21 protein-coding genes and 1 rRNA gene are annotated in these 24,007 nt (G+C 38.1%); 18 read left to right on the plus strand and 4 right to left on the minus strand.

Features of this window, described 5'->3' with window-relative positions; translation table 11 throughout:
* Positions 1-46: 46 nt before the first annotated feature.
* Both AC1TO6_RS05410 and AC1TO6_RS05415 read left to right on the plus strand, forming a co-directional pair.
* Positions 47-295, plus strand: coding sequence for a hypothetical protein (locus AC1TO6_RS05410; RefSeq protein ID WP_482100576.1), 249 nt, complete (start codon positions 47-49; stop codon positions 293-295).
* 1,133 nt (positions 296-1,428) lie between these two features.
* Positions 1,429-2,136: a DUF421 domain-containing protein gene (locus tag AC1TO6_RS05415; protein ID WP_482100577.1), complete on the plus strand. Its 708-nt coding sequence runs from the start codon at positions 1,429-1,431 to the stop codon at positions 2,134-2,136.
* A gap of 140 nt (positions 2,137-2,276) precedes the next feature.
* Here AC1TO6_RS05415 and AC1TO6_RS05420 read toward each other — a convergent pair whose 3' ends face one another.
* Positions 2,277-2,918 (minus strand): SDR family oxidoreductase, encoded by a 642-nt coding sequence (locus AC1TO6_RS05420; RefSeq protein ID WP_482100578.1) that lies wholly within the window; start codon positions 2,916-2,918, stop codon positions 2,277-2,279.
* A gap of 405 nt (positions 2,919-3,323) precedes the next feature.
* Between AC1TO6_RS05420 and AC1TO6_RS05425 the strand changes: the two genes are divergently transcribed.
* From AC1TO6_RS05425 to AC1TO6_RS05445, 5 genes are all read left to right on the plus strand, one after another.
* Positions 3,324-4,313 carry a helix-turn-helix transcriptional regulator gene (locus AC1TO6_RS05425; protein ID WP_482100579.1) on the plus strand — a complete coding sequence of 330 codons (990 nt, stop codon included), beginning with the start codon at positions 3,324-3,326 and terminating at the stop codon, positions 4,311-4,313.
* Between the two features lie 78 nt (positions 4,314-4,391).
* A complete protein-coding gene (locus tag AC1TO6_RS05430; RefSeq protein ID WP_482100580.1) occupies positions 4,392-5,021 on the plus strand; it encodes a hypothetical protein in 630 nt (209 codons plus the stop codon).
* A gap of 28 nt (positions 5,022-5,049) precedes the next feature.
* Positions 5,050-5,664, plus strand: a complete 615-nt coding sequence (locus tag AC1TO6_RS05435) for a hypothetical protein (RefSeq protein WP_482100581.1) — start codon at positions 5,050-5,052, stop codon at positions 5,662-5,664.
* Positions 5,665-5,719: 55 nt separating this feature from the next.
* On the plus strand, positions 5,720-5,899 hold the full coding sequence (locus AC1TO6_RS05440; RefSeq protein ID WP_482100582.1) for a hypothetical protein: 180 nt from the start codon (positions 5,720-5,722) through the stop codon (positions 5,897-5,899).
* A 1,345-nt stretch (positions 5,900-7,244) separates the two neighbouring features.
* Positions 7,245-8,003, plus strand: a complete 759-nt coding sequence (locus tag AC1TO6_RS05445) for an IclR family transcriptional regulator (RefSeq protein ID WP_482100619.1) — start codon at positions 7,245-7,247, stop codon at positions 8,001-8,003.
* An 88-nt stretch (positions 8,004-8,091) separates the two neighbouring features.
* Here the strand turns inward: AC1TO6_RS05445 and AC1TO6_RS05450 are convergent, their stop codons facing one another.
* Together AC1TO6_RS05450 and pxpB are read right to left on the minus strand one after the other, a co-directional pair.
* Positions 8,092-9,084, minus strand: a complete 993-nt coding sequence (locus AC1TO6_RS05450; protein WP_482100583.1) for a 5-oxoprolinase subunit C family protein — start codon at positions 9,082-9,084, stop codon at positions 8,092-8,094.
* Positions 9,084-9,815 (minus strand): 5-oxoprolinase subunit PxpB, encoded by a 732-nt coding sequence (pxpB, locus tag AC1TO6_RS05455; protein ID WP_482100584.1) that lies wholly within the window; start codon positions 9,813-9,815, stop codon positions 9,084-9,086. The genes AC1TO6_RS05450 and pxpB overlap by 1 nt, the downstream gene beginning before the upstream one ends.
* 281 nt (positions 9,816-10,096) lie before the next feature.
* Between pxpB and pxpA the strand changes: the two genes are divergently transcribed.
* The 10 genes from pxpA to AC1TO6_RS05505 all read left to right on the plus strand — a co-directional run bounded on the left by pxpA (position 10,097) and on the right by AC1TO6_RS05505 (position 22,231).
* A complete protein-coding gene (gene pxpA, locus AC1TO6_RS05460; RefSeq protein ID WP_482100585.1) occupies positions 10,097-10,873 on the plus strand; it encodes a 5-oxoprolinase subunit PxpA in 777 nt (258 codons plus the stop codon).
* Positions 10,874-12,094: an NRAMP family divalent metal transporter gene (locus AC1TO6_RS05465; protein ID WP_482100586.1), complete on the plus strand. Its 1,221-nt coding sequence runs from the start codon at positions 10,874-10,876 to the stop codon at positions 12,092-12,094.
* Between the two features lie 22 nt (positions 12,095-12,116).
* Entirely contained in the window at positions 12,117-12,908 is a 792-nt protein-coding gene (locus AC1TO6_RS05470; protein WP_482100587.1) for a putative hydro-lyase, read from the plus strand.
* A gap of 1,653 nt (positions 12,909-14,561) precedes the next feature.
* Positions 14,562-16,046, plus strand: a complete 1,485-nt coding sequence (locus tag AC1TO6_RS05475; protein ID WP_482100588.1) for an aldehyde dehydrogenase — start codon at positions 14,562-14,564, stop codon at positions 16,044-16,046.
* A 565-nt stretch (positions 16,047-16,611) separates the two neighbouring features.
* Positions 16,612-17,007, plus strand: a complete 396-nt coding sequence (locus tag AC1TO6_RS05480) for a VOC family protein (protein WP_482100589.1) — start codon at positions 16,612-16,614, stop codon at positions 17,005-17,007.
* A gap of 313 nt (positions 17,008-17,320) precedes the next feature.
* Entirely contained in the window at positions 17,321-18,217 is an 897-nt protein-coding gene (locus AC1TO6_RS05485; protein ID WP_482100590.1) for a sulfurtransferase, read from the plus strand.
* A 612-nt stretch (positions 18,218-18,829) separates the two neighbouring features.
* A complete protein-coding gene (locus AC1TO6_RS05490) occupies positions 18,830-19,087 on the plus strand; it encodes a hypothetical protein (RefSeq protein ID WP_482100591.1) in 258 nt (85 codons plus the stop codon).
* A gap of 165 nt (positions 19,088-19,252) precedes the next feature.
* Positions 19,253-19,810 (plus strand): hypothetical protein, encoded by a 558-nt coding sequence (locus tag AC1TO6_RS05495; RefSeq protein WP_482100592.1) that lies wholly within the window; start codon positions 19,253-19,255, stop codon positions 19,808-19,810.
* 446 nt (positions 19,811-20,256) lie between these two features.
* Positions 20,257-20,721 carry a DinB family protein gene (locus AC1TO6_RS05500; RefSeq protein WP_482100593.1) on the plus strand — a complete coding sequence of 155 codons (465 nt, stop codon included), beginning with the start codon at positions 20,257-20,259 and terminating at the stop codon, positions 20,719-20,721.
* Positions 20,722-21,259: 538 nt separating this feature from the next.
* Positions 21,260-22,231 (plus strand): DUF2628 domain-containing protein, encoded by a 972-nt coding sequence (locus AC1TO6_RS05505; RefSeq protein WP_482100594.1) that lies wholly within the window; start codon positions 21,260-21,262, stop codon positions 22,229-22,231.
* Between the two features lie 290 nt (positions 22,232-22,521).
* Here the strand turns inward: AC1TO6_RS05505 and AC1TO6_RS05510 are convergent, their stop codons facing one another.
* Positions 22,522-22,971, minus strand: coding sequence for a hypothetical protein (locus AC1TO6_RS05510; RefSeq protein ID WP_482100595.1), 450 nt, complete (start codon positions 22,969-22,971; stop codon positions 22,522-22,524).
* Between the two features lie 848 nt (positions 22,972-23,819).
* On the opposite strand from AC1TO6_RS05510, the gene AC1TO6_RS05515 reads away from it, so the two are divergent.
* Positions 23,820-24,007 (plus strand): 16S ribosomal RNA (locus tag AC1TO6_RS05515); the annotation flags it as partial.

The following is a 24,007-nucleotide window of genomic DNA, read 5'->3' on the forward strand; positions in this document are numbered from 1 at the left end:
CTTAAAGGATTTTCACCTTCTATGACGAATGTTAGTCTGAGGGGAGGTGAGAAAGATAAAATCTTATGAAGTGCATTTATCGTTGGAAAACGGACAAAACTACTTGTTTTTTAAAAATGCAGTAAGTAAAAAACAAATAATTGATGAAATTACTAATGAGCACAGTCAAATGTGGTATCACTTTATTTCTAAAGACTATGTTAAAAATCAAATAAGAAAAGACCAAGTTGTAAGTATCGGAATCTCTTTAAATAAAGAGGAAGCTCAAGAGTTTGAGTCTACATTGAATTATTAAAATTTAGCACCTTATCCAGAGGTGCTTTTTCTATGGCTAAAAATAATGGAGGTGGACGGTGATGTGATGTGCCTAATTGGGAAGAGATTCACAGAGAGTGGGAAACCACAAAAATAACACTTGCTGCATTAGCTGAAAAGCATGATGTGAAGCTTGGATAAGAGGTCCATCTAAGAAAGATGCAGCCAAAAAACAAAAGGAAGCAACCATTTCGAAAAGGATGAAACCGAATAAAGAGATAAAAGAGCCTATTGTTGAGTCGGATGAACTGACTGAAAAACAAAGGCTTTTTTGTATTCATTACATTAAATGCTTCAATGCTACTAATTTTAGGCGCCTGTGCGTGGCACTATTCAGTACTTTTGCGACTTCAGCTAGTTCCTCAAAATATTCCAATCTTCAAATTACGATTTATTGTCTTTCCATTTTCAGCGTAGAGATAACTTCCGCAATCGTCTTCAGCAACCGGATTTTCACTCTGTGTACGTCGAGGCCAGTCATTCTGAAATATATATCTTCTACAACAAGTCCGACCGGCTGGATAGGAAACTTGAAATATATTCATGCAGTTCTATTAAATCTTCGAATCCTATTTCAATTAATTTCCAAAACCGCTATACAACTTCAAATCTAATGCCCCATTTAGTATTCAGTTACATTTCTTCAGTAAGTGCTTCAAAAGTGATATTAGATCACTTTACGTATTTTTACATTAAATTAACAGTATTACAATAATTGTAGAGTAATATGAAATTATCTGTAAATTCTGGACGGGAAAATAATAGAATGGAGTGTTGTTGGCATGGTATTCGTAATGAAAGAAAACAAGTCATTGCGTCGTTTTCTTTGGAGTTGCCCTCGTTAATTTTAAGTAGCTGTGCGCGAAACTATTCAGTAAATACAATGCAATTCAAAAATAATACAAGGTAAATCAACACCGATGCGATTTTTCTTTACTTTTTGTATAAAGACTTGAAAATGTGAATTGTTTGTCTTAGTGTCTGACACAAGTACCTCTCACTATGAAGTAAAAAGTGGCGCAATCCTTCGAATGTAGTTACCCGTTTGAGGCTTTTTTTTTCGTATATACTAAAGACTGTAGGGAACACTCATGATATGGAGGTGTAAAGGATATGGGTGAAATGTGGGAATTGGATTTCTGGGAAATGATAATAAGGGTAACGCTCTCATTTTTTGTCCTGCTCATACTTGCGCGCCTTATGGGGAAAAAACAGGTTTCCCAATTGACATTTTTCCATTACGTAACAGGCATAACAATCGGTTCCATCGCTGCTGAAATTGCTAGTAAATCAGGGGGCCCTTTTTTGGATGGTCTCTTAGCGATGGTTTGGTGGGCGCTGCTGACATTGCTCATGAGTTTTATTACACTCAAATCACAGAAAATGCGTGTCATTCTTGACGACGAGCCGACAATTGTCATGCATGGCGGGAAATTAATTGAAAAATCCATGAAAAAATCACGTCTCAGTCTTAATGATTTGAACATGATGCTACGGGAACAAGGGATTTTTTCAATTAAAGACGTCGATTATGCCATTTTGGAAACGAATGGGAACTTAAGTGTTTTGAAAAAAGCGGGGCAGGAACCTGCTACGAAAAAAGATGTGAACGCACCTGCACCCCAACCGAAATATATTCCAATGGAAATCATATCTGAGTATAAAGTCGTCAAAAAGAATTTAAAAGAACTGAGTTTAACAGAAGAGTGGTTGTACGAGCAGTTGAAAAAACAGGGTATCGGACATATCGAGCAAGTCTATTATGCAGAAATTCAAGCTGATGGAAGTTTATATGTGGATAGCAGAGCCGAAAATAAATGATAAAAGCGTCATAAATCAGTCGAAACTGTTTTATGACGCTTTGAATAATGGAGTTACTTATTGGTTAATGAGTTCTTATTTGCAAGTTCATGTCCAAAGACTGTAGAACACCCTGTAATGAACTAAAATTTTTAATTCGATTAAACCCTATTTAATGCTTCCAAAATCTGATCCTCACCAGACACAAGATCAAATGAACGATTAAAAGTGTTTTCCAGCGTTAAAGTTTCTAGAATCGTCTTGGCTACGTCTTCTCTAGGAATAGATGCAGTAGGTAAGTCTTCGGCAATCAAAACTTTTCCGGTACCTGGTTCATTTAGAAGACCCCCAGGACGAATAATCGTATAAGTTAAGCCGCTTTGTTCAAGGATTTTATCTGCGTGATGTTTGGCAACCATATAATACTTAATGCTGCTCCAGTTTTCTCTTTTATTGGCATGAATGGCGCTTACCATAATAAATCGTTTGACGCCAAGTATTGTAGCAGCTTCTATCGATTTAGCCGCTCCATCCAAATCAATCAAGATTGTCTTGTCTGCCCCAGTATGTCCGCCAGATCCCGCGGTGAAAACAAAGGCATCACAGCCTCTCGCAGCTTCAACAATTTCCTCTACGCTTCCTTCCAAATCCGCAAGCCTTGTTTCTACACCAATTGTCTCAAAAGCCTTTGCTTGCTCTTCCTTACGAACCATAGCCCTGACTGTATGTTCATTACTTTCTATTAAAAGATGTACAAGATGTTGACCAATTTGTCCGTTTGCTCCAACAACAAAAACTTTCACAATGAACAACTCCCTCTCTATTGTGCTGATTAATGATTCTCCGAAAATAGGTTCAATTGTTTGGATTTCTTCAGCTGTTAATTGAACTTTCTGTGTATTTAAGTTGTTCAGCACCTAGATTGATTGTATCAATGGAATCCCTTGTTGGGTACCAATCAAGATTAACATTGCCTTGGTTCCTATATCAATTCGATGACAGGGAAGTGGAAACCTTATCTTACTATGCGTAGCTTCACTACATTATGGAAGCGCAGTACCAGTTTCAGTGTGATAAAATAAGACTATTAAGAGAAATGTCACATGGACAATCTATCATATTTTAATAAATTTCTGCAGCCACTTTCTAAAGAACTTGCATGCGTCGTGCAGGTACTGAAAATTCCCCGAAAAAGGGTGTGAAATTCGATGACGACTGAACCATTAACAGCAAGAGATCGTTTGTTAGAAGTCATCCGCATTTTACAAGAGTATACGGATGAAAAAACGATGTTGACGATTCATGATGTCCATGGTCTCTTCCCGGAACATGTAAAAGTAGGAATCGGGGCAGTTCGTGACGATGTCCAATCTCTTGAGAATTCGATTGCTTTTCCAGTTATCGCTGTCCAGCAGAAAAAAGGGTTACTCAAAAAGTATTATTATGATGGTCGGCTTTTCGAAATACATGAACTGCGCTTATTGATGGATGCCATTTCAGCAGCAAAATTCATTCCTCGAAGAGATACAAATCAATTGCTCATGAAAATTAGAAAACTGACAAGCCGAAGTTTGGCCAAGCAGTTGACGAATGAATTAGTTGTAGCTGACGAATCAACACAAGGAGCAGTCGAAATTATATCTACTGTTCAGTCATTGCATGAAGCAATCCATGACCAACGAATGGTTGCATTTCAATATGGAAGGTACGGAAAAAACCTTCAATTTAACGTAAGTCATGATGGTAGCGACTATTTTGTTAAACCACTTGGGCTCGTGTGGAATAATGATCGCTATTACTTAGTAGCTCATTTTATTAAAGAAGATGAAATTCGGCAATATCGTGTCGACCGCATGCGAACTGTTCGTATACTCGAAGAGCGGTTTGTAGCTGATCCATATTTCGAATTAAAAACCTATACGAGCGGGATGTTTCATATGTTTGGCGGAGATATGATTTCATTGGAAGCGAGGTTTCAGGACAAACTGGTTAATGTCGTCATTGATCGCTTTGGTTTAGATGCCAACATTGTAGATCAACAGGACGGGACAATTTTATTGAAGGCGCAAGTGGCTATGAGCGAAGGTCTTGTCCGTTGGCTATTCCGATGGGGCGGCGACGTCAAAGTACTGCATCCAAGCCAACTTGCCCAGCGGATGAAACAAGAAGCAGAAAAAATGTACGAGCAATATCGATGACCTTTGTGGATATACGCAAAGGTTATTTTTTATGGGCACTTACAATGAGAGAGTAAACACTAAGAGGGGGTCATTGATATGAAGAAAATCATGTTGATAGGAAGTATATTATTGTTGTTGGTACTAGCGGCTTGTGGTGACATCGATGAGAAAAACAGCCGGGAAGTGACACCGAAAAATGAAGCAGCCGCAGAAGAGGTAAAAGAGGTAGTTGCGGAAGAAGCGGAAGAAGTCGTTGAAAAGCCAATCGGTATAAGGTCAAATCCGCTACCGTTCGGAGAAACGATAACAGTGAAGGAAAACATTTATGATGATAGTTATAATGCCAATGAATCACTCTTGGAGATAACGCTACTTGAAACGATTCGTGGAGATGCAGCTTGGGCAATTATCGAAAAAGAAAATATGTACAACGAGCCAGCAGCTGAGGGATTTGAATATGTATTGATCAAGGTGAAAGGATTGTTAAAGGAATCTGAAACAGATGACGACAGTCTCTATTTTTCGAACATGAATTTTAAATTCGTTTCCAATGAAGGAGAAGTATATGAATGGGCATCAGCTGTTGTCCCAAATGAATTGTCAAAAGAGCTTTACAATGGTGGTACAGGTGAGGGCTTTATCGCAGGCCAAGTGAAAATAGGGGATGACTTTAAAGTTTCCTATGATTCGAGTGAAGGTTCGCCTGTTTTCTTTTATGTACAGTAACTGATAAGAAAGAGTGGAGATGAAACGGATGAAGAAAATATTGATTGCAGTCCTCATAGCTGTGGTGTTTATTGTATCGGCTTGTTCGGCTAGTAATGACTCAAGTAAAGAAGAAAAATCAGATGAGAAAAAGACAGAGGAAACAGGGGGCGCGCTTGAAGTTGATAAAGGACTTTTAACAGTTGAAGTGACCATTCCCGCTACATTTATGGAAGGGGAAGACATCGACAACGTGGTTGCTGAGGCAAAAAAGGATGGCATTAAAGACGTTACTAAAAATGAAGACGGATCTGTTACATACAAAATGTCAAAAGCAGAGCACAAAAAATTGATGAAAGAAATGAAAACGAACGTAACGACCTATGTCGATGAAATAATAATTGATGAGGACTTCGCATCGATTCAAGACATTAAGCATAATGGATCCTTCTCTGAATTCACAGTAGTCGTCGACAAAGATGCCTTCGAAAACAGTTTTGACGGATTTGCCACGATAGGCCTTGCAATGTCGGGTATGTACTACCAAGCGTTCGACGGAACGAATGCAGAAAAACTGAGCGTAACTGTGCATTCAAAAGATGCCACCACAGGAGAAATCTTTGGCACTACTGTTTATCCGGATGCGTTGGAAGAAATGGAATGAGTGGATAGTTCTGTTTAACACACCGGGCACTCACCGAATACGAGGAGGGATGAATATGAAAACCATTGGAATACTTTTACTCATTGTTGGCGTAATTGGATTGGTCTTATCTACGATGATGTTTGGCGATATCGGAATTGCCGCAGCAATTGGTGCCATAACTGCAATTCTTACAGGTGTAGGATTTGTGAAGTTGAATAAACAGCTGGGGCTACAAATGAAAGAAGTTAGATAAATCATAGAAAAAGCATGAACCTCAGATTGAGAGGATCATGCTTTTTCCATTCCCCAATAAAAGGGGGGTACTCGGAAAATTTGATAGTTTTTTCAATTGCACAAACTGTTCTTGCTGACGATTAATACGTAAAACGCGTCCGTGCAGTTTGATGGAGCTGACTCATTTAGCCATTCGGCCATGCAGTCGCAAGATGTTTGGTACGCGATCCGCCTCATTGAAGTCAGTATCTAGTTGCACTTTAAACAAAAAACGTTACGCTTACTGCTTGATCAACACATTAAATCGGAACCCACTCACACGGTTCTTAAAAAGTGAAACATCGCCAGCAAAGCAAATTTTCCGTCAAGGCTGTGCAGTTCATCGTCAGATTCACCCGTAGGTTACTCGTCTACTCGGTTCATCCTCCGGTAGTTCCGCCTTGTAATCTAACTATACCCGTGGTGGAGTAAGATAAACCACTTCAAGCTAAATAATTTGAAAACTATTTGATAGTATAGTATTTCTCTTATTCTAAAGGGATTTCTTGTGCCCAGCGATTCGATAAAACCAAATCATTTATTCAGGTATGTGAATTGTTTACGTTGTTAACTTATCGCGTAATAGTTTATATTAATGCACGTTCAAAAGAGTTGAAATGTAAGTAACTCATAATAGAACCTCAGTGTAATGTTGTTCTGGTAACCTACATTAGCCGAAGCTGTTATGGATTTTTCAATTTTAGGTGTTACACTTATATAGTAGAAACCCTAAAGAAGTATATGTAAATTAAAGCGATGTCTAGGCTCATAATTGGGCTGTTAAAAATCAGAATTTATAGTAATCACTTTGTTTTGGAAACCGTGCTAAATGCGATTTAATAATTAAGTAGAAAAAGTTAAAACGAAAATAAAGTCAATCATGCAGAAGTTATGAATGAAATATAAACTGAGAGAGAGGTGGGTTCTGCACTAAGAGCAGGCAAAACAACTGTTGGTTGTTTAAATTGATGCACGTTAGACTAGAGAATAGTGGTAGTTTATATATTCAGTATATAAACTGGTGAAGGTGGAACAAGACCCTAAGAAGCCATCCTTATCGGGTATTAATCGGTTGGTCGGCACTTGATTGAAACATCGTATCAACACTGTCAAATCGAGTTTTTATTTGCGACGATTACGATATAAAAATCGATTTTGAGCCTAACACCAGTTTACATATAAAATATATGAAAGCATATTTACGCCTGTGGAGTGTTACACCAGTAATGATAGCGAGTAGTTGATATGGTGAGGCACATGGAAGCAGGAAAATGTCTAGCGTAGGAAAACTTCTATGTTTTTCTATGTTTACAGTAGCAGATAAAATGAGTAATAAAAATAAAACTGTTGTCCGATCGATGGATATATTAAATTTATTTATTGACCATGCAGAATTAACATTCCAAGAGATTATTGACTTATCAGGAATTCCAAAAACGTCTGTCTACCGAATGCTTATGTCTTTAGAAGAAATGGAGTTTGTAGAGAAGGGAATTGACTTGAAATATAGACTAGGTCTCCTTTTTCTAACATTTGGTAATCTTGTTTCTAGCAGGCTCGATATTCGGAAAATAGCCTATCCGATTATGCAGGACTTACATAATGATGTAAAAGAAGCAATTAATTTAATTGTTAAACGAGGCGATGAAGCGATTTATATTGAGAAAATCGATACGTACCAAAAAGTCCGCTTATATACTGAAGTCGGCAGAAGTAGCCCTTTATATGCTGGCGCTTGCTCGCGGGTTATTTTATCTTACTTATCGGACTCAGAAATTGATCTATACATCAAATCAGTTGAACTACAACCTCTTGCAGCAGGTACAATAACGAACAGAGAACTTTTACTTGAAACAATCAAGCAGGCAAGGAAGGATGGTTATACAATGAGTCATTCTGAATTGGAGAATCATTCATCTGCGATTGCGGCACCTATTTTTGATCATAAAGGTGAAATCATTGCCGGGATCAGTATTGCTGGGATTGAAGCCAATTATCAAAACGAGAATGTTGCTATCTTTGCAAGAAAAGTAAAAAAAGCAGCCCAAGAAATTTCAACCCACATCGGCCATACGAACAGATGAAAAAGAATCCTCCGTTTACCACTTCTGGTAATGGAGGATTTTCTGCGTTATATAGCTTCTATTATCTTCAATTTGCCATTTCCCTTCATTAGTACATTGCCTTAAAGTGAATCGCTTTTTTGATTTCATTGATGATTTGTTCTTTCTTAAATAATTCATTTACTGCCTCTTCGAGTGAAACTTCCACAAAATGTATTGCTGCACCTGGCTGTAGCTGCGCCAAACTTGATAAATCGACGGAAATGACTTGTCCAATTTTGGGATAGCCGCCTGTTGTTTGCCGATCTGCCATTAAAATAATCGGTTGACCATTTGAAGGAACTTGAATCGTTCCGAATGTGACGCCTTCAGACAGTAATTCGAATTCTTTTTCTAATGAAAGCGGAGAACCTTTTAATCGAGAGCCCATCCGATCGGCTTGAGTCGTTAATATATACGGATCAGCAAATAATGTTTTTTGACTCTTACTATCAAATCGACTAAATTCAGTCCCTTTGACAACGCGGATTACCTGTGATTGATGGAGGTTAATCAGTAGATTATAATTGACTGACCAAGTAAGGTTGCCATTTATCTCTTTAAGTTTATGAATGACAGATTGATTATTATCGTTCATTTCTCCACATTGGAATGAATCATTTTTCTGTAAAACTCTTCCGTGAAATCCACCGATACCTGCACTGAGATATGTACTTTTGCTTCCCATTACTTTCGGGATTGCGATGCCGCCAGCAAAAGAGACATATGCTCTAGCTCCTTTAACAGCGGACTTGAACTTCAATACTTCTCCTTTTTTCACCAGTAGTGGGCGCCACAAAGGTGCATTTTGACCATCAATCGTAGCGAGTAAATCTCCACCTGTAATTGCGATTAACGTGTCTTTCTCGAATTGAAGGGAAGTCCCGAATAAAGTGATTTCTATGGCACCTTCACTTTCCTCATTACCTACAAGTAAATTAGCGATTCTTAAAGAATAGCTATCCATCGCACCGCTAACAATTACGCCATATTTTTGAGAGCCGTATCTCCCCAAGTCTTGTATCGTTGTTAATAGCCCCGATTTTAGCACTTTCACAGTCATTATTTCAGCTCCCCATAGCTTGTATATTCTTCCAGAGAAATTGACGAAAATCTGATTTTATCGCCAGACTGTAAAAATGTCGGCGGTGAAGTTAGCGGAAGAAATAAAACTTGAGGCGTGCGTCCGATAATTTGCCAGCCTCCTGGAGTTTCTAATGGATAAACGCCGGTTTGCTTACCGGCAATTCCGACTGATCCGGGAACAATTGCTAAGCGGGGTGTATCCTTTCGGGGTGTAGCGATTTTCTCATTCATGCCCCCCATGAAAGGAAACCCCGGAGCAAAGCCAATCATATAGACCAAGTATTCATTTTCCGTATGTATGCGAATAACTTCCTCAACCGATAGCCCATGGTACTTCGCAACGTATTCCAAGTCAGGACCAAATTCACCACCGTATAGCACAGGTATGGTGACAGTTCTTTGTTCAAAAGATTGTTTATCCCCAATGTGTTGGATTAATTCATTAATGTAAGTGCTTACTTTTTCAAAAGGAGTTAATACTACTTGATGTATTGTAGCGTTCTTCACCTGTGAAAGATGTACGGTGTACGTATTGTAATAAATCGTTAAATTATTGTAAGCAGGTACAGACTCGATAAATCCTTCAAATGGGCGCTCATCTAATAATGTTGACAAGCTTTTTACCCTTTCATGAATCGATGGATCGATGCCTTCACCAAGTTGAATAATTAACGCTGAATCGCCTAAAGGTTTTATGTTAATTACCATTTTCCGCTTGTTAATATTAACAGCTCCCCTAGTTTCGATATTCGGTACTTGTATTCTATAAAACGGATATAATATCATTATAAGTCGGAGTATATAAAAAACAAGTATAAAATCTTTTGAATGCTAATATTTCCGTCAATTCAAAATATAGGTATTCAAAAAAAAAAATCTGTGTTAAAGTTGGTTTACGCTTTAGAACCTAAGTTCCATAATTCGGAACAGATTCATTTGGAAACGCTTACTTAAAGGTAGTTAACTAAAAAGTATCGGGAGGAAGATGTATGTTAAAAGTAGATTTAAATTGTGATTTAGGAGAAAGTTTTGGTCGTTATAAACTTGGTGATCAACAAGAGATATTGAAGTATATAACGTCAGTAAATATTGCATGTGGTTTTCACGCTGGTGATCCAACTGTTATGAGGGAAACAGTCAAGCTTGCAATTGAAAATGGGGTGAAGATTGGCGCACATCCCGGACTACCCGATTTAAATGGATTTGGTCGCCGTGATATGAAGATTACGCCACAAGAGGGCTACGATATGGTTGTCTATCAAATTGGGGCACTTCAAGCGTTCTTAAGAATACATAATGAAACGATGCAGCACGTAAAACCACACGGAGCCTTATACCAAATGGCATCAAGAGATAGTGAGCTGGCAGAGGCGATTGCCCAAGCTGTGTATGATGTTTCTCCTAAGTTAGTGTTATTTGGACTAGCTGACAGCGAATTGACCAAAGCAGGAGAGAAAATTAAATTACGCACAGCGCATGAGGTGTTTGCAGATCGTACGTATCAATCTGATGGATCGTTAACCTCGCGTTCACAAGCAGATGCCTTAATAACGGATCAAGAACAATCTGCTAGACAAGTAGTAAAAATGGTGACAGAAGGAAAAGTCGTATCACAGCAAAATACTGAAGTGAAGGTGCAAGCAGATACGATTTGTATTCATGGAGATGGAGAGAATGCACTCGATTTCGCAAAATACATTACAGAATCATTAAACAGTAATGAAATAACTGTTTCATCAATTTCTAACTTGGGGGTCTTAGGTTAAATGGATAAGGAAAAGTTAGGTTTGGTGAAAGATAAAAACAAAGCGACCAGAAGTGTATTGTTAGGTGCGGCATTCCTAATGGCTACCTCTTCTATCGGTCCAGGGTTTTTGACACAAACGACCGTATTTACGCAACAATTGGCGGCGAGCTTTGGATTCGTTATTTTAGTTTCGCTTATCCTAGATGTTTTCGCGCAAATGAACGTTTGGAGAATTATTGCCGTTTCTGGATTACGTGGTCAAGAAATTGCGAATAAAGTGTTACCTGGCCTTGGTGTCGTTTTAGCAATATTCATTGTAATGGGTGGACTTGCATTTAATATCGGTAACGTCGCCGGTGCAGGTTTAGGCTTGAATGCAATGCTTGGAGTTGACCCGATTGCAGGTGCAATCATTAGTGCAGCATTTGCCATTTTTATTTTCGTTGTGAAAGAAGCTGGAAAAGCGATGGACAAAGTCGCGCAAATTGCCGGCGTTTTGATGATGCTATTAATGGTGTTTGTTGCATTTAGTACCTCTCCACCAGTTGGGGAAGCCATTGTGAATACATTTAACCCGGAACAAATTAGTATATTTGCCATTGTGACACTTGTCGGTGGAACTGTCGGTGGATATATTACATTTGCGGGTGGGCATCGGCTATTAGATGCTGGTATAAAAGGCGTTGAATCATTACCCCAAGTTACCAAAAGTTCTGTGATGGGTATTGCAGTGACAGGAATCATGCGGATAGCATTATTCTTAGCGGTACTTGGCGTCGTTTCCCAAGGTCTTGCCATCGATCCAGAGAATCCACCTGCCTCAGTATTCAGACTTGCTGCGGGTGAGCTAGGATATAGAATGTTTGGCGTCATCATGTGGGCTGCTGCCATAACATCGGTTGTAGGTGCCGCTTATACATCTGTTTCTTTCATTCGTTCATTTAGTCCAGTAATTGAAAAGTATCATAATTGGATTATTATCCTGTTTATTTTAATATCGACTATTACATTTACGTTGATCGGACGTCCTGTAACAGTTCTCATACTCGTAGGTGCTTTAAATGCGCTTATTTTACCACTTGCGTTAGGAACGCTATTAATAGCTGCTTACAAGAAAGAAATCGTCGGTAACTATAAGCATCCACTATGGTTAACAATTGGAGGAGGCGTGGTCGTAGTTCTCATGGGTGTTTTAGGGATTATCACGCTTATTGAACAAATTCCGTTGCTATTTGATTAAACAGCTGAAGGAGATAAGCTAGATGGGAAATTATAATAAGATAACGCCAAAGGAAATAAGGAAGCTAATCCGTAAACAAGAAATTACAGGCCAAACATCAGGAATGGCAAAAGGATTCACACAGGCGAATTTGGTTATTTTAAAAAAAGAATATGCTTTTGATTTCTTGCTATTTTGTCAACGAAATCCGAAGTCTTGTCCTTTATTAGACGTTACTGAACCTGGCTCTTTCCACCCAAGTAAAATTGCGAAGGGGGCTGATCTTCGTAAAGATATTCCTAAGTATCGCATTTACAAAGATGGCGTCTTTACGGAGGAAGTGACAGATATAACCGAATACTGGGAAGATGATATGGTTGGTTTTTTATTAGGTTGTAGTTTTACATTTGAAACACCACTGCTTGAAAATGGTATTCCAATTCGGCATATCGAAGAAAATTGTAATGTTCCGATGTTTAAAACGAATATCGCATGTGAAAAAGCAGGTATTTTTGAAGGACCGACTGTCGTTAGTATGCGTCCCATGTCGCCTAAAGAAGCCATTCGAGCAATCCAAATTACGACTAATCTTCCCGATGTGCACGGGGCGCCCATCCATATTGGAAATCCAAGTCAAATTGGCATTAGGGATATTTCAAAGCCTGATTTCGGAGATGCAGTAACGATTAAAGATGGTGAAATTCCGGTATTTTGGGCTTGCGGTGTCACACCACAAGCTGTCGCCATGGAAAGTAAACCTTCGATTATGATTACGCACGCACCGGGTTGTATGTTCATTAGCGATCTAAAAGACCATGAGTTAAGAGTGTTATGAAAAAATGCCATACTTCACCACAGTTTTGGACTGTGTCGAAGTATGGCATTTATTTATCGATAGGTTATGCAAGCATCTCTTTTAATTCTTTAATTTGAGCGAGATGTCTTTTTCCATGATAATAAGGTTATCGAAAATAGAGATAATCCAAATGATACATCTCATCTTGTTACGAAAATATACGGTGTTAGTAGGAGATGCAGGATGCGCTGGAATTGAACGCAACAGCAGTAGGTGCAATAACTGCAATTCTTACGAGTATAGGATTTTGAAGTTGAATAAACAGCTAGGGTTGCAAATGAAGGAAGCTAGGTAAATCAAAGAAAAAGCATGATCCTCAGATTGAGAGGACCATGTTTTTCCATTCCCCAATAAAAGGGCGGTACTCGGAAAATTTGATAGTTTTTTTCAATTGCACAAACTGTTCTTGCTGACGATTACTACGTAAAACGCGTCCGTGCAGTTTGAAGGAGCTGACTCATTTAGCCATTCGGCCATGCAGTCTCAAGATGTTTGGTACGCGATCCGCTTCATAGAAGTCAGTATCTAGTTGCACTTTAAACAAAAAACGTTACACTTACTGCTTGATCAACACATTAAATCGGAACCCACTCACACGGTTCTTGAAAAGTGAAACATCGCCAGCAAAGCAAATTTTCCGCCAAGGCTGTGCAGTTCATCGTCAGATTCACCCGTAGGTTACTCGTCTACTCGGTTTATCCTGAGGTAGTTTCGCCTTGTAATCTAACTATACCCGCGGTGGAGTATGATAAACCACTTTAAACTGAATTTATAAAACCGAAACAAGGATATTTGTAAATATATTATTCTCTCGTGTCAAACGAGCTTTACCATGTTTTAAAAAGCATTAAAGGGTACATTCGATACTAGGTAGGGTAATAAAATGCTTTATTGTTAACTCTCGTGACCTATGAATATGTAAACTCTAATATAGTGAATAGTAGGCTTTAGCACTAAATTCACATATATGTAATACTCCCTAGAGGATTAAATCAATAAAGTAAGCGTGTTTTAAAAGTTTATAACTCCTTGTGGTTCTAAGTGTTTGCATAGGGACTAGCGAATCGCAAATAAACAAACTACACGCATAGGAGCCGGCGTATTGGAGCCTCTGGACGCGGGTTCGACTCCCGCCGTCTCCATAATAATATGGCTGATAAATGTAGTCGTATCAACGGTTTTGAAGGTTAGGGATATTGAACGGGAGTTGAACTCTTGTTGAATATCCCTATTTTCATCCCTACATATTTTCAATAGAATTTTTGTTCATAGACCTTCTAATTCGACTAATGAATTGGGAGGTTTTTTTGTATGTCTAGAAGTAGAAAGTAGGGAGTGTTTGCAGTGAGTGGTGATGTGGGTATTACCGTCTAATAATCACGAGACAAAGCGAAATAGCTTAACAATCATTTCCGCACTAGATACAGTATTTCAGCAACAATGAGGACCCTAGATGCTTAAAGGCGCCCCAAAAAAATTTCGGTCGAAGTGTATGTATCTATAAAAAAATTATTAAGCGTTTTATCAGTCTGTTCCACATAGAGGAACTAAGGGTTTGCATATGAAACAATTGATTGATACCATAAGATTGTGGATAATATGAATATTCTTAATTATAGGGGGAATTTAATAATGGTCGTACAGGCAGAAAAAATCGTTGGGAAAATTGTTAAACCTTTTGATTGCTTACATTATATTGACGGTCAATTTGTAGAATCTAAAAATAAAAAAACTTTCAATAATGTGAACCCAGTAACTGAAAAAGTTTATGGTACCATCGCAGAAGGAAGCAAGGAAGATATTGATTTAGCTGTTAAGGCTGCTAAACGTGCTTTTGAAGAAGGACCATGGGGAAAAATGAGTACAAAGGAACGTTCAAATATTCTCCGTAAAGTTGGTGATATTCTTGAAGCAAGACAAGAAGAAATCGCCCAATTAGAATCATTGGATACAGGTAAGCACCTTAAATTTTCACGTCATGTTGATGCCCCTCGTGCAGCAGCAAACTTCCAATTCTATGCGGATTACGTGACGTCTGTAGGAACAGAAGCATACCAAGATGATACGCATAATGCGATTAACTACGGATATCGTCGTCCAATTGGAGTCGTTGGATTAATCCAGCCGTGGAATCTTCCATTATTCTTATTAACTTGGAAATTAGCCCCAGCTTTAGCAGCTGGCTGTACAGTAGTTATAAAGCCATCTGAATTAACACCGATGACTGCAACATTATTAATGGAAATCCTTAAAGAAGCTGGTGTTCCAGATGGAGTAGTTAACATGGTTCACGGCTTTGGACCTGGTGCTGGAAGTGCAATCAACAAACACCCTGACATTGCTGGAATCGGCTTTATCGGACAGGTGAGCACAGGCTCTAAAATTATGGAGGAAGCCGCTCCTACATTGAAAAAGCTTTCTTTCGAATTAGGTGGTAAAAATCCTAACATTATTTTCGCAGATGTAGATATTGATGAAGTCGTTGAAACAACGATTCGATCAAGTTTCACAAACCAAGGAGAAGTTTGTGTCTGCGGTTCAAGAATTTATGTTGAACGTTCAATTCATGATGAATTCGTAGAAAGATTTGCAGCGAAAACAAGAGAATTAAAAGTTGGCGATCCTTTTGATATGGACAATGATCAAGGCGCATTAGTTGCCAAAGTACACTATGATAAAGTAATGAGCTACTTGAAAATTGCTGAAGAAGAGGGCGGTACTTTTGTAACTGGCGGTAAACGCCCAGAAGGATTGGATAAAGGATATTTCATAGAACCAACGATTATTACTGGTTTAGATGACACATCCCGTTGCGTTCGCGAAGAAATCTTTGGGCCAGTCGTTACAATTATTCCGTTTGACACAGAAGAAGAAGTGATTGCCGCAGCAAACGATACGCGGGTGGGCTTAAGTAACACAATCTGGACGAATGATATCCGTCGTGCACACCGTGTAGCACAATCAATCGAATCAGGATTATCTTATATCAACTGCTGGTTCGTACGTGACCTAAGAACTCCATTTGGCGGTACGAAAGATAGTGGAGTAGGACGTGTCGGCGGTAGTCACAGTTGGGAATTCTATACAGAATTAACGAATATTTGTGTGAAGTTATAAGAGTAATACAAGGTTTTCATTCGCATTAATTGAAACAAATTATGGTAGTAAATACCGATAAATCATGATACCATAAAAGCCTAATTTCTCGGCGTTGGAATCGACGGCATGATGTAATCTACCAATTCTAAAATAAAAAGCGTCAACTCCGGTTATAGGGGTTGGTGCTTTTTGGATTTTCAGAGAGCAGGTTTTTAGTGCGATGCGGTGATGTTCAAGCATGTGATGGCTGCCTGTGCACCACACAATCAAATATTGGCATTTGTGTTTGGCGCGTTTATTGACAAGTATTATGGAAATGAAGTTAGTGAAGGTGTAGAAAAAATTCAGCATGATAGTGGAATCCCCCTTTGGCTAAGACTGAGGGGGATATTTTTTTGAAATGAGGTTAGCTGAACAGTGAATGGGTAAGAGTCAACAAAGCGCATGATTAATAATAAGGCAACGTCTGTTCGCTAAATAATATGAAATTTTTAGTCAAGGTGGTATGATAATTAATGCGGAGTCAATAGTTTTCAATACTCGAACTATTGAGATTTATACTTTAAAAACTGGAGGGAAATTTATGGGGAGATTAGTTCATTTTGAAATTCATGTTAGTGACATGGAACGAGCAAAGAAGTTTTATGGAGATGTGTTTGGTTGGTCATTTGAGGATTGGAGTGAGTATGCAGGAATGCCTTACTTCGGAGCAGTGACAGGCGGTGCGGACGAGCTTGGAATTAATGGTGCTTTAATGCAACGCCGAGGTGCTCCTCCGGAAGCCAATCAAGCTTTAAATGGTTTTGCTTGTACAATGGGGGTAGAGAATTACGATGCTTCTGAAGCTAAAATTCTTGAAAATGGCGGTCAGGTAGCGATGCCGAAATACGCACTGCCTGGAATGGCTTGGCAAGGCTACTATACTGATACTGAAGGAAATCTCTTTGGTATTCATCAACCAGACGAGAATGCAAAGTAAAATTCTTATATGAAGTTTTGAAGGCCATTCCTGTTCTTCAGCAGTTCATTTTAAGGCAGGAATAAAACCTCTATTAAACAGCCAATCGACGATAGTAACCCGGCGATAGGCTGTTTAGTTTACAAAATATGAACAACAAAAAGGTTATCTTGAAAAATTACGAATTAAATCTTCTCGGATAGACTTATTGAACTAGACATGAATAATTCGGATATAAATAGATTGAATAATTTTTGTTTAGGTGTTAATATATATTTAAATCTTAGTAAATACATATGTTTAATTAATAATAAATATAAAGGAGAGATTATCAATGAGTAAAGTACCCTTATTAGTTACTACAGAATGGCTGGAAGAAAGATTAGACGATCCTAATTTAAGATTATTAGATGCAACCACCTTTTTAAAACATCCTGAACAAGATGGATATTATGATGTATGGTCTGGCAAAGAAGCTTATGAAAAAGGACATTTACCAGGAGCTGTATTTGCCGATTTACACCATGAGCTATCAGATCCCGATGCAAAACATTCTTTCACTGTTCCTTCGCGTGAAAGATTTGTTGAGAAGATAAGTGAACTTGGTGTCGGCGAAGGTACGTATGTAGTTGTTTATGACCAAGGAGCTATTGTAAACATGCCTGATTTAGTTGCTTCTTTTTGGGCAACACGTCTTGCTTGGCAATTGAAATATGAAGGATTTGATAATGTTTCTGTGTTAGATGGAGGTTTTCTAAAGTGGAAGGAAGAAGGCCGTTCAATTACAACTGTCCCTGGTTCATATCCGAAAGGGAACTTCACTGGAGAAAGAAATCCTGAATTATTTGTAACAAAAGAAGAAGTTCTAGAAGCAATCGACGATGAAGATGTAATTATCATCGATACTTTAACTGAAGCAAGTTATAAAGGTGAAGTAAATACTTTTGGAAGACCTGGCCATATACCTGGAAGTGTCAATTTATTCTTTGGTGCTCTTTCCGACCCTAAAACAAGAGAAATTTATGACGATGAAAAGCTTCGTGAAATATTAAATAAAGTTGGGGCACTTGACCCTAATAAGAAAGTGATCACTTATTGCGGTAGTGCAATTGCAGCTACTTGGACTGGAACGCTATTAAATAAGCTAGGACAAAAAAATGTAGCTGTTTATGATGGTTCAATGACTGAGTGGGCAGCAAAAGACTCCACATTACCACTAGAAACTGAATAAATCTTTTAAAAGGCTTTAGGTTTTTAAACGGAGATTGGTTTATGTTTAGTAGCTTAGTTCTAATAGTTGAACTAAGCTACTTTTGCTTCCTAATAACTGATTAAAGTTAGATGAACAGTTAAACTACACAATCAATTCTATACTCCTATTACATTTGTCACGTTTGTCCGATATGATCTATAAACATAAAAACTAATGCCAATATTTTTAAAGCTGTCGTCATCACTTTAAAATTCCCTACTGGAATTAGAGCAGTAGATGTATTAAAGTGCACTTGAAAATACGAATCTAACAGAATACAAATATGTTTGATTTGAAAACCAGCTTCATCCCTTATGTGGAAAAGGATGAAGCTGGTTTTTAGCCGTGTATTTTTCGTTACTTATTTGAATGTAACTTAACGTAAGTTACATTCAGTTTAAGTTAGATTGGGGTTTGTGCGTTCAAATGCTTTCGGGAAATCATAGCTAAAAAAGCCATGCCTGTGCACCGTACAATTCAATATACGGCTACTTAGTGGAGTGTTTTTTGTTTCCATTGATAGCCAAATTTCATGAAATTTAGATATGGTAAAAATATCTAAATTACTAGACCGAGTAGGGAGGAATTAGTATGTACTATGTATCCAATGATAAGGCAGTAAAAATAGGCGCTACGACTTTTTCAGAGCTTAATTATAAGGAAAGTGATTTAGAAGAATTATTACGAAAGAATATCGATATGATATGCGATGAAGAAGAATCGATGCTGATTGTGGGAAAGCAAGTACGAAATGCCCAGCATGGAATTAGTGATCTTACTGCAGTGGACAACAAAGGAAATATTGTCTTAATTGAAATCAAAAGAGATCGGAAAGATATTGAAGGCTGAAAAGAAGCATTTGAATTTCAAGCCATTCGGTATGCAGCAAGTTATGCAACTATTGAAGACTCAGAGGATTTAGTGAACAAAATCTATGCCCCCTACATCGAGAAATTTCGAAGTGAATTCGAAAACGGCCCTTTAACAAGCGTAGAACTCGGGAGTCGAAAGTTAATGGAGTTTTTGCGGGAAAATGGAGCGGAAAGTAATTTTAATAAGAACCAAAAAATAATACTGGTTGCTTCTGATTTTGATGAGCAAACCCTGTCGGCGGTTGCTTGGTTGAATAGTAATAATGTTGACATTGCTTGTTTTGAATTGATTCCTTACAAAATACAAGATGAAGTGTACATAAATATTGAAAAGGTTTTGCCAGTTAATACATATAGGGATTATTACGTTAATTTCATAGACAGTCCAATAAAAAGTAGTGCACAGAAAACAGGCATTACGCGGAGAACACTGCCTAAGATTAATGAGATGCTCGAATGGGGCGTTGTTAAGGCTGGTGATACGATAGTTGCAAAAGGTCGGGAAGATGAAGGGAAACTTCTGGCCAATGGAAATGTTGAAGTGAATGACGGAGAAATCTCCATGCAGAAATGGTTAAAAGAACTTTTTGGCTGGTCTAGTATACAAACCTATGTGTTTGCTGTTCATAAGGAAACTGGAAAGACGCTTTCTCAAATTCGTGAGGAGTATATGGAGAAGGAGCAGGAAAAGGTAATTTAGTAATTATTAATATAGTTCCATGAGAATTCCTTTATTACTTAGAAAATAGTGTTATGTACCACTTTGCGCGGAACTATTCAGTAAATACAATGCAATTCTATAATAATACAAAGTAAATCAACACCTATGCGTTTTTTCTTTATTTTTTGTATAATTACTTGGAAATTTAAATGTTCGTCTTTGTGTCTCGCACAGCGTACCTCTTTTAAGTTGTTTTATATAAAATCAAAACTAGTGGATTGAATAACAAAGGTCTATCGAAAAGAATGTTACTCCCCGCATGATATCAACAACCATCTCATAGCCAAGAGGGTACAGAATTAACGACCATATCATACCTATGTCGGCAAGGTATGATATTTCCGGAGATTCACAAAGCAATTGTATTAGACAGAGTGAGGTGATATAGTCTCACTACTATTCAGAAAAAGAGGGGAAGATAGTTAATGAGTAAATATTTAACAAAACAACTCGAACTAACGCGTAATAAACTGCTTTATGACGTCAAAAAGCTGGATGCAGGTGTGATCGATGTACAGCCTGATGGTTTAAACAACACGATTCACTGGCACATTGGTCACATCCTAACTGTAGCCGAAAAATTCCTGTTTGGCTTTCCGGAAAAGTCCCAGTATATCCCTGAGAATTACATAGGGCTATTTGTCAACGGCACCAAACCTGCAGACTGGACCGGTGTCGTACCTACAGTCGAAGAATTAACCAAACAATTAATCGAGCAGCTGGGGCGCATCAAACAGATTCCTGCCGAGCACTTTGAAAAAGTGCTTGAACAGCCGATATTCGGGGAAAATACATTCGGCGAACTTGCAGCAGTCCTCGCTTGTCATGAAGCCAACCATATTGGGCAGATTCACGCGATGAATATTACAGTGAAAGCGGCAGGGAAATAAGCGAAGCAGAAGTTAACAGCTTAGGCAGCATCCTGGATGTGAGGCTTAGCATACTGGGGCTGCTTAAGTATTTTCGATTTGTTTTGGAGTAACTATTTCGTTTCCTAGGTATTCCCATGTGTCACTTTAGGCGCTATTTCGCACAGCTAACTTAAAAAGACAACTTCCTTCAGATGGGTAGCATCAAGAAATCGCGTTTACAATAAAGAGAATCCAAATATAAAAAGCCTAATTTCTCGGTAATATAAGTGAGAAATTAGGCTTTTTAAATATGTGGTCCTGATACTACCCTTTAATTTTAGGTACTGTGCGCGGAACTATTCAGTAAATACAACTCAATTCTATAATAATACAAAGTAAATCAATACCTATGCAATTTATCTTTATTCTTAGTATAATTACTTAAATGTATGAATAGTTTGTCTTTGTGTCTGATACAGGTACCTCTTTTTAATAAACGCAGGACTTCAACAGATTGTACGACTAAATATAGAGCAAGTTGATGAAATTGATTTGCCAGTGGGGTAGGGGATTGTGTATGCATTGCACTCGTTGTGGGGGTACGATTTTTGAAAAAGATCAATTTTGTGGGACTTGTGGTAATAACCTTTTGGACAGTAATGTGGAAACGCCTAGTGAGACAGAAAAACCAGACTTGTTGAAAGCTTTTGTGGGCGAGTATAAAGAGTCGTATTATTTTGGAAAATGGGCAAAAAATGAACGACGATCATGGAACTGGGCAGCTTTCTTTGCTACATTTTTCTGGCTTGGTTATCGGAAAATGTATAAGCATGTACTAGTGATACTACTGTTATTTATTATAGCTGACGTAGTACACTTTTTAGTAGGAGCCGCTACCACCCGGTTTGACTCATATATCAGCATTGGTATTGCGGTGCTACTTGGTATTGGTGGTAATTTTCAATATAAAAAGTTTGCACAAAAGGAAATCAATAAATTAGAAAAGCACTTTTCAGGTGACGAGCTTCTAGAGAAAGTACGAAAACGTGGTGATAGTAGTTGGAAAGGCTTTTGGTTAACGTTTTTGTTGTTTGTCGGGTATGTAGGTATTTCGGCGGTTTTTGAATCGGTCGTACATTCTGTTACCGAGGTAGAGAATAACACAGAATTGACAACTTATACCGATGAAGACTATGGGATTTCATTTGATTATCCAATCAGTTGGAACAATAGGATAGAGATTAGTTATGGAACCTGGGCTAGTAGTTCGGAGGGAACAATCGATTTTCATTATTTAAACCACTCGAAAGCAATTGAACAATACGTATTTAGCATCATTATTTATGATGAAGTTTTAGAGGAGAGTTACTGGGGAAATAGCGATGAAATATACATAACCAATGATGGTGAAAAAACTTACACATTGGCGATTGCCAGTGAGGCAAATGAAGAAATGCATAACCCGTTAAACCAAGAGGACTTGGATTTTGTTGCGTTTAATATGATACGTGAGTTGGATTTTGTTATAGATTCATTTCGTTTTGAATGAGGAAGTAAAGTGAGGATTTGTGCCAAATAAAAGATCGGCTGTTTTTGATTTAACGCATAAAACGGAAAGTTCGAGCTGTAAACAATTATGTCTTCTGTGAGGGTACTTATAAGTTGAAAGTTAAATTAGATGGGTTCGTCTTTGAATCTCACACAGGTACCTCTTTTAAGCAGCGAAGTATGCAGTTGTGGTAAATAAGTAACAGCTCAGTAAGTCTAAAGTGAAAAGCGACCCAACCACAGTTGATCGTGGGTAGGACGCTTTTTTTGTTTTGAAAGATTTAAATACAATCATATTTGAATTGTAGCACCTTGTAATTTTAAATATTGACCATCTTTTACAGTGATATAAGTATCAGCCTGGATATTTTCATTTGTAACAATACTACCGAGTTGGTGGCTGCTATTTGAACTTACCTCTAAATAACCCATCCCGATGGAACTAGCCAAAATTACCTTATACTCTCCAGCGGGTATGTCCTTGCCGACTTTGTACATGCCATCTTTATATAATCTATCCTTTGGGATTATGGATAGTTCCGAGGCTACTGGATGCATTTCTCCTCCAGTCATTTTGAAATATTCACCATCTCGAAGAGTGACATATGAGTGGGAGTCGTCCATGAGATTATCGTTAAAGATTATGCTGTACAGACCTCTGGCGCTATCTTTTGCGCTATCGATATATGTCATGTCATCAGATAAAGCCGGATATTCTCTAACAGGTATTTCAGATCTCACTTTGTACGTACTCAGTTTTATCTTGTTAGCATCTGCTTCAGCTATTATTTAGTGGCTTCTTCTAGCTTTTAGTCAGCAGCTGCCTTTTCATCTGCATCCTTCTTATCTAATTCAACTTTCTATTCATCTGTGAATTCGGGCTCTTTTTCAACCTTATCGATAACCTATTTTGCAGGACCTGACACTTCAACCTTTTTGAGTTTTCCTCACCCGTTCGAATCTCTTCTATATAAGTGATTTAATAGGGTGGCCCACAAAATCTCTTTATCCTATGGATTATTCGCTTTCTATTTCATTACTTTTTTAAAAACTATTCAGATGTGTGTTGTTCGTCTTTGTGTCTGACGCAGGTACCTCTTTTTAATTGAAAAGGAATTAGAATAGAAAGATGTTTAATTTCTAATGATGAGGAAGGAATGAGATAGTGCACTTTGGTACAGTAGAAATAGAAAAGGAAACTATTTTAAATAAGACTTGTATTTCATGAGATAGAATGGTATATTTATTAAGTTGCTTTTGCGACATAATGAAAACAACGAAAATAGAAAGTGAAATTAGTTGTTGACACGAACTGAACGAAATGTTATGATATAAAAGTTGTCGCAGAAAACAACGATAACTAAAGACGAAGGGTGCAAGTTGATCCTTCCGACATGAACCTTGAAAACTGAACAGCAAAACATCAATGAAATACAGCTTAAGTGCTAACGCACTAAAGCAAAACGTTTCTAACTAAGCTAGCTTCGGTTGGTTGAATGGAAACACACATAAGAATCTTCGGATTCGAGTCAGCAAGAAATGAGCTATTCGATTTCTTTATGGAAAACTACTTCTTTATAGAAGTAGTTCTTATGGAGAGTTTGATCCTGGCTCAGGACGAACGCTGGCGGCATGCCTAATACATGCAAGTCGAGCGAAAGTTAGAGAGCTTGCTCTCTAACTTTAGCGGCGGACGGGTGAGTAACACGTGGGCAACCTGCCCTACAGATGGGGATAACTCCGGGAAACCGGGGCTAATACCGAATAATCAGTTTGT

This window comes from Sporosarcina sp. Y352 (assembly GCF_056786535.1).

Coding starts and splice junctions, on each gene's coding strand:
- AC1TO6_RS05415 (WP_482100577.1), top strand. CDS start 1,429: ATGGGTGAAATGTGGGAATTGGATTTCTGGGAAATGATAATAAGGGTA.
- AC1TO6_RS05425 (WP_482100579.1), top strand. CDS start 3,324: ATGACGACTGAACCATTAACAGCAAGAGATCGTTTGTTAGAAGTCATC.
- AC1TO6_RS05430 (WP_482100580.1), top strand. CDS start 4,392: ATGAAGAAAATCATGTTGATAGGAAGTATATTATTGTTGTTGGTACTA.
- AC1TO6_RS05435 (WP_482100581.1), top strand. CDS start 5,050: ATGAAGAAAATATTGATTGCAGTCCTCATAGCTGTGGTGTTTATTGTA.
- AC1TO6_RS05440 (WP_482100582.1), top strand. CDS start 5,720: ATGAAAACCATTGGAATACTTTTACTCATTGTTGGCGTAATTGGATTG.
- AC1TO6_RS05445 (WP_482100619.1), top strand. CDS start 7,245: ATGAGTAATAAAAATAAAACTGTTGTCCGATCGATGGATATATTAAAT.
- AC1TO6_RS05450 (WP_482100583.1), bottom strand. CDS start 9,084: ATGACTGTGAAAGTGCTAAAATCGGGGCTATTAACAACGATACAAGAC.
- pxpB (WP_482100584.1), bottom strand. CDS start 9,815: ATGGTAATTAACATAAAACCTTTAGGCGATTCAGCGTTAATTATTCAA.
- pxpA (WP_482100585.1), top strand. CDS start 10,097: ATGTTAAAAGTAGATTTAAATTGTGATTTAGGAGAAAGTTTTGGTCGT.
- AC1TO6_RS05465 (WP_482100586.1), top strand. CDS start 10,874: ATGGATAAGGAAAAGTTAGGTTTGGTGAAAGATAAAAACAAAGCGACC.
- AC1TO6_RS05470 (WP_482100587.1), top strand. CDS start 12,117: ATGGGAAATTATAATAAGATAACGCCAAAGGAAATAAGGAAGCTAATC.
- AC1TO6_RS05475 (WP_482100588.1), top strand. CDS start 14,562: ATGGTCGTACAGGCAGAAAAAATCGTTGGGAAAATTGTTAAACCTTTT.
- AC1TO6_RS05480 (WP_482100589.1), top strand. CDS start 16,612: ATGGGGAGATTAGTTCATTTTGAAATTCATGTTAGTGACATGGAACGA.
- AC1TO6_RS05485 (WP_482100590.1), top strand. CDS start 17,321: ATGAGTAAAGTACCCTTATTAGTTACTACAGAATGGCTGGAAGAAAGA.
- AC1TO6_RS05490 (WP_482100591.1), top strand. CDS start 18,830: ATGTACTATGTATCCAATGATAAGGCAGTAAAAATAGGCGCTACGACT.
- AC1TO6_RS05495 (WP_482100592.1), top strand. CDS start 19,253: ATGGAGTTTTTGCGGGAAAATGGAGCGGAAAGTAATTTTAATAAGAAC.
- AC1TO6_RS05500 (WP_482100593.1), top strand. CDS start 20,257: ATGAGTAAATATTTAACAAAACAACTCGAACTAACGCGTAATAAACTG.
- AC1TO6_RS05505 (WP_482100594.1), top strand. CDS start 21,260: ATGCATTGCACTCGTTGTGGGGGTACGATTTTTGAAAAAGATCAATTT.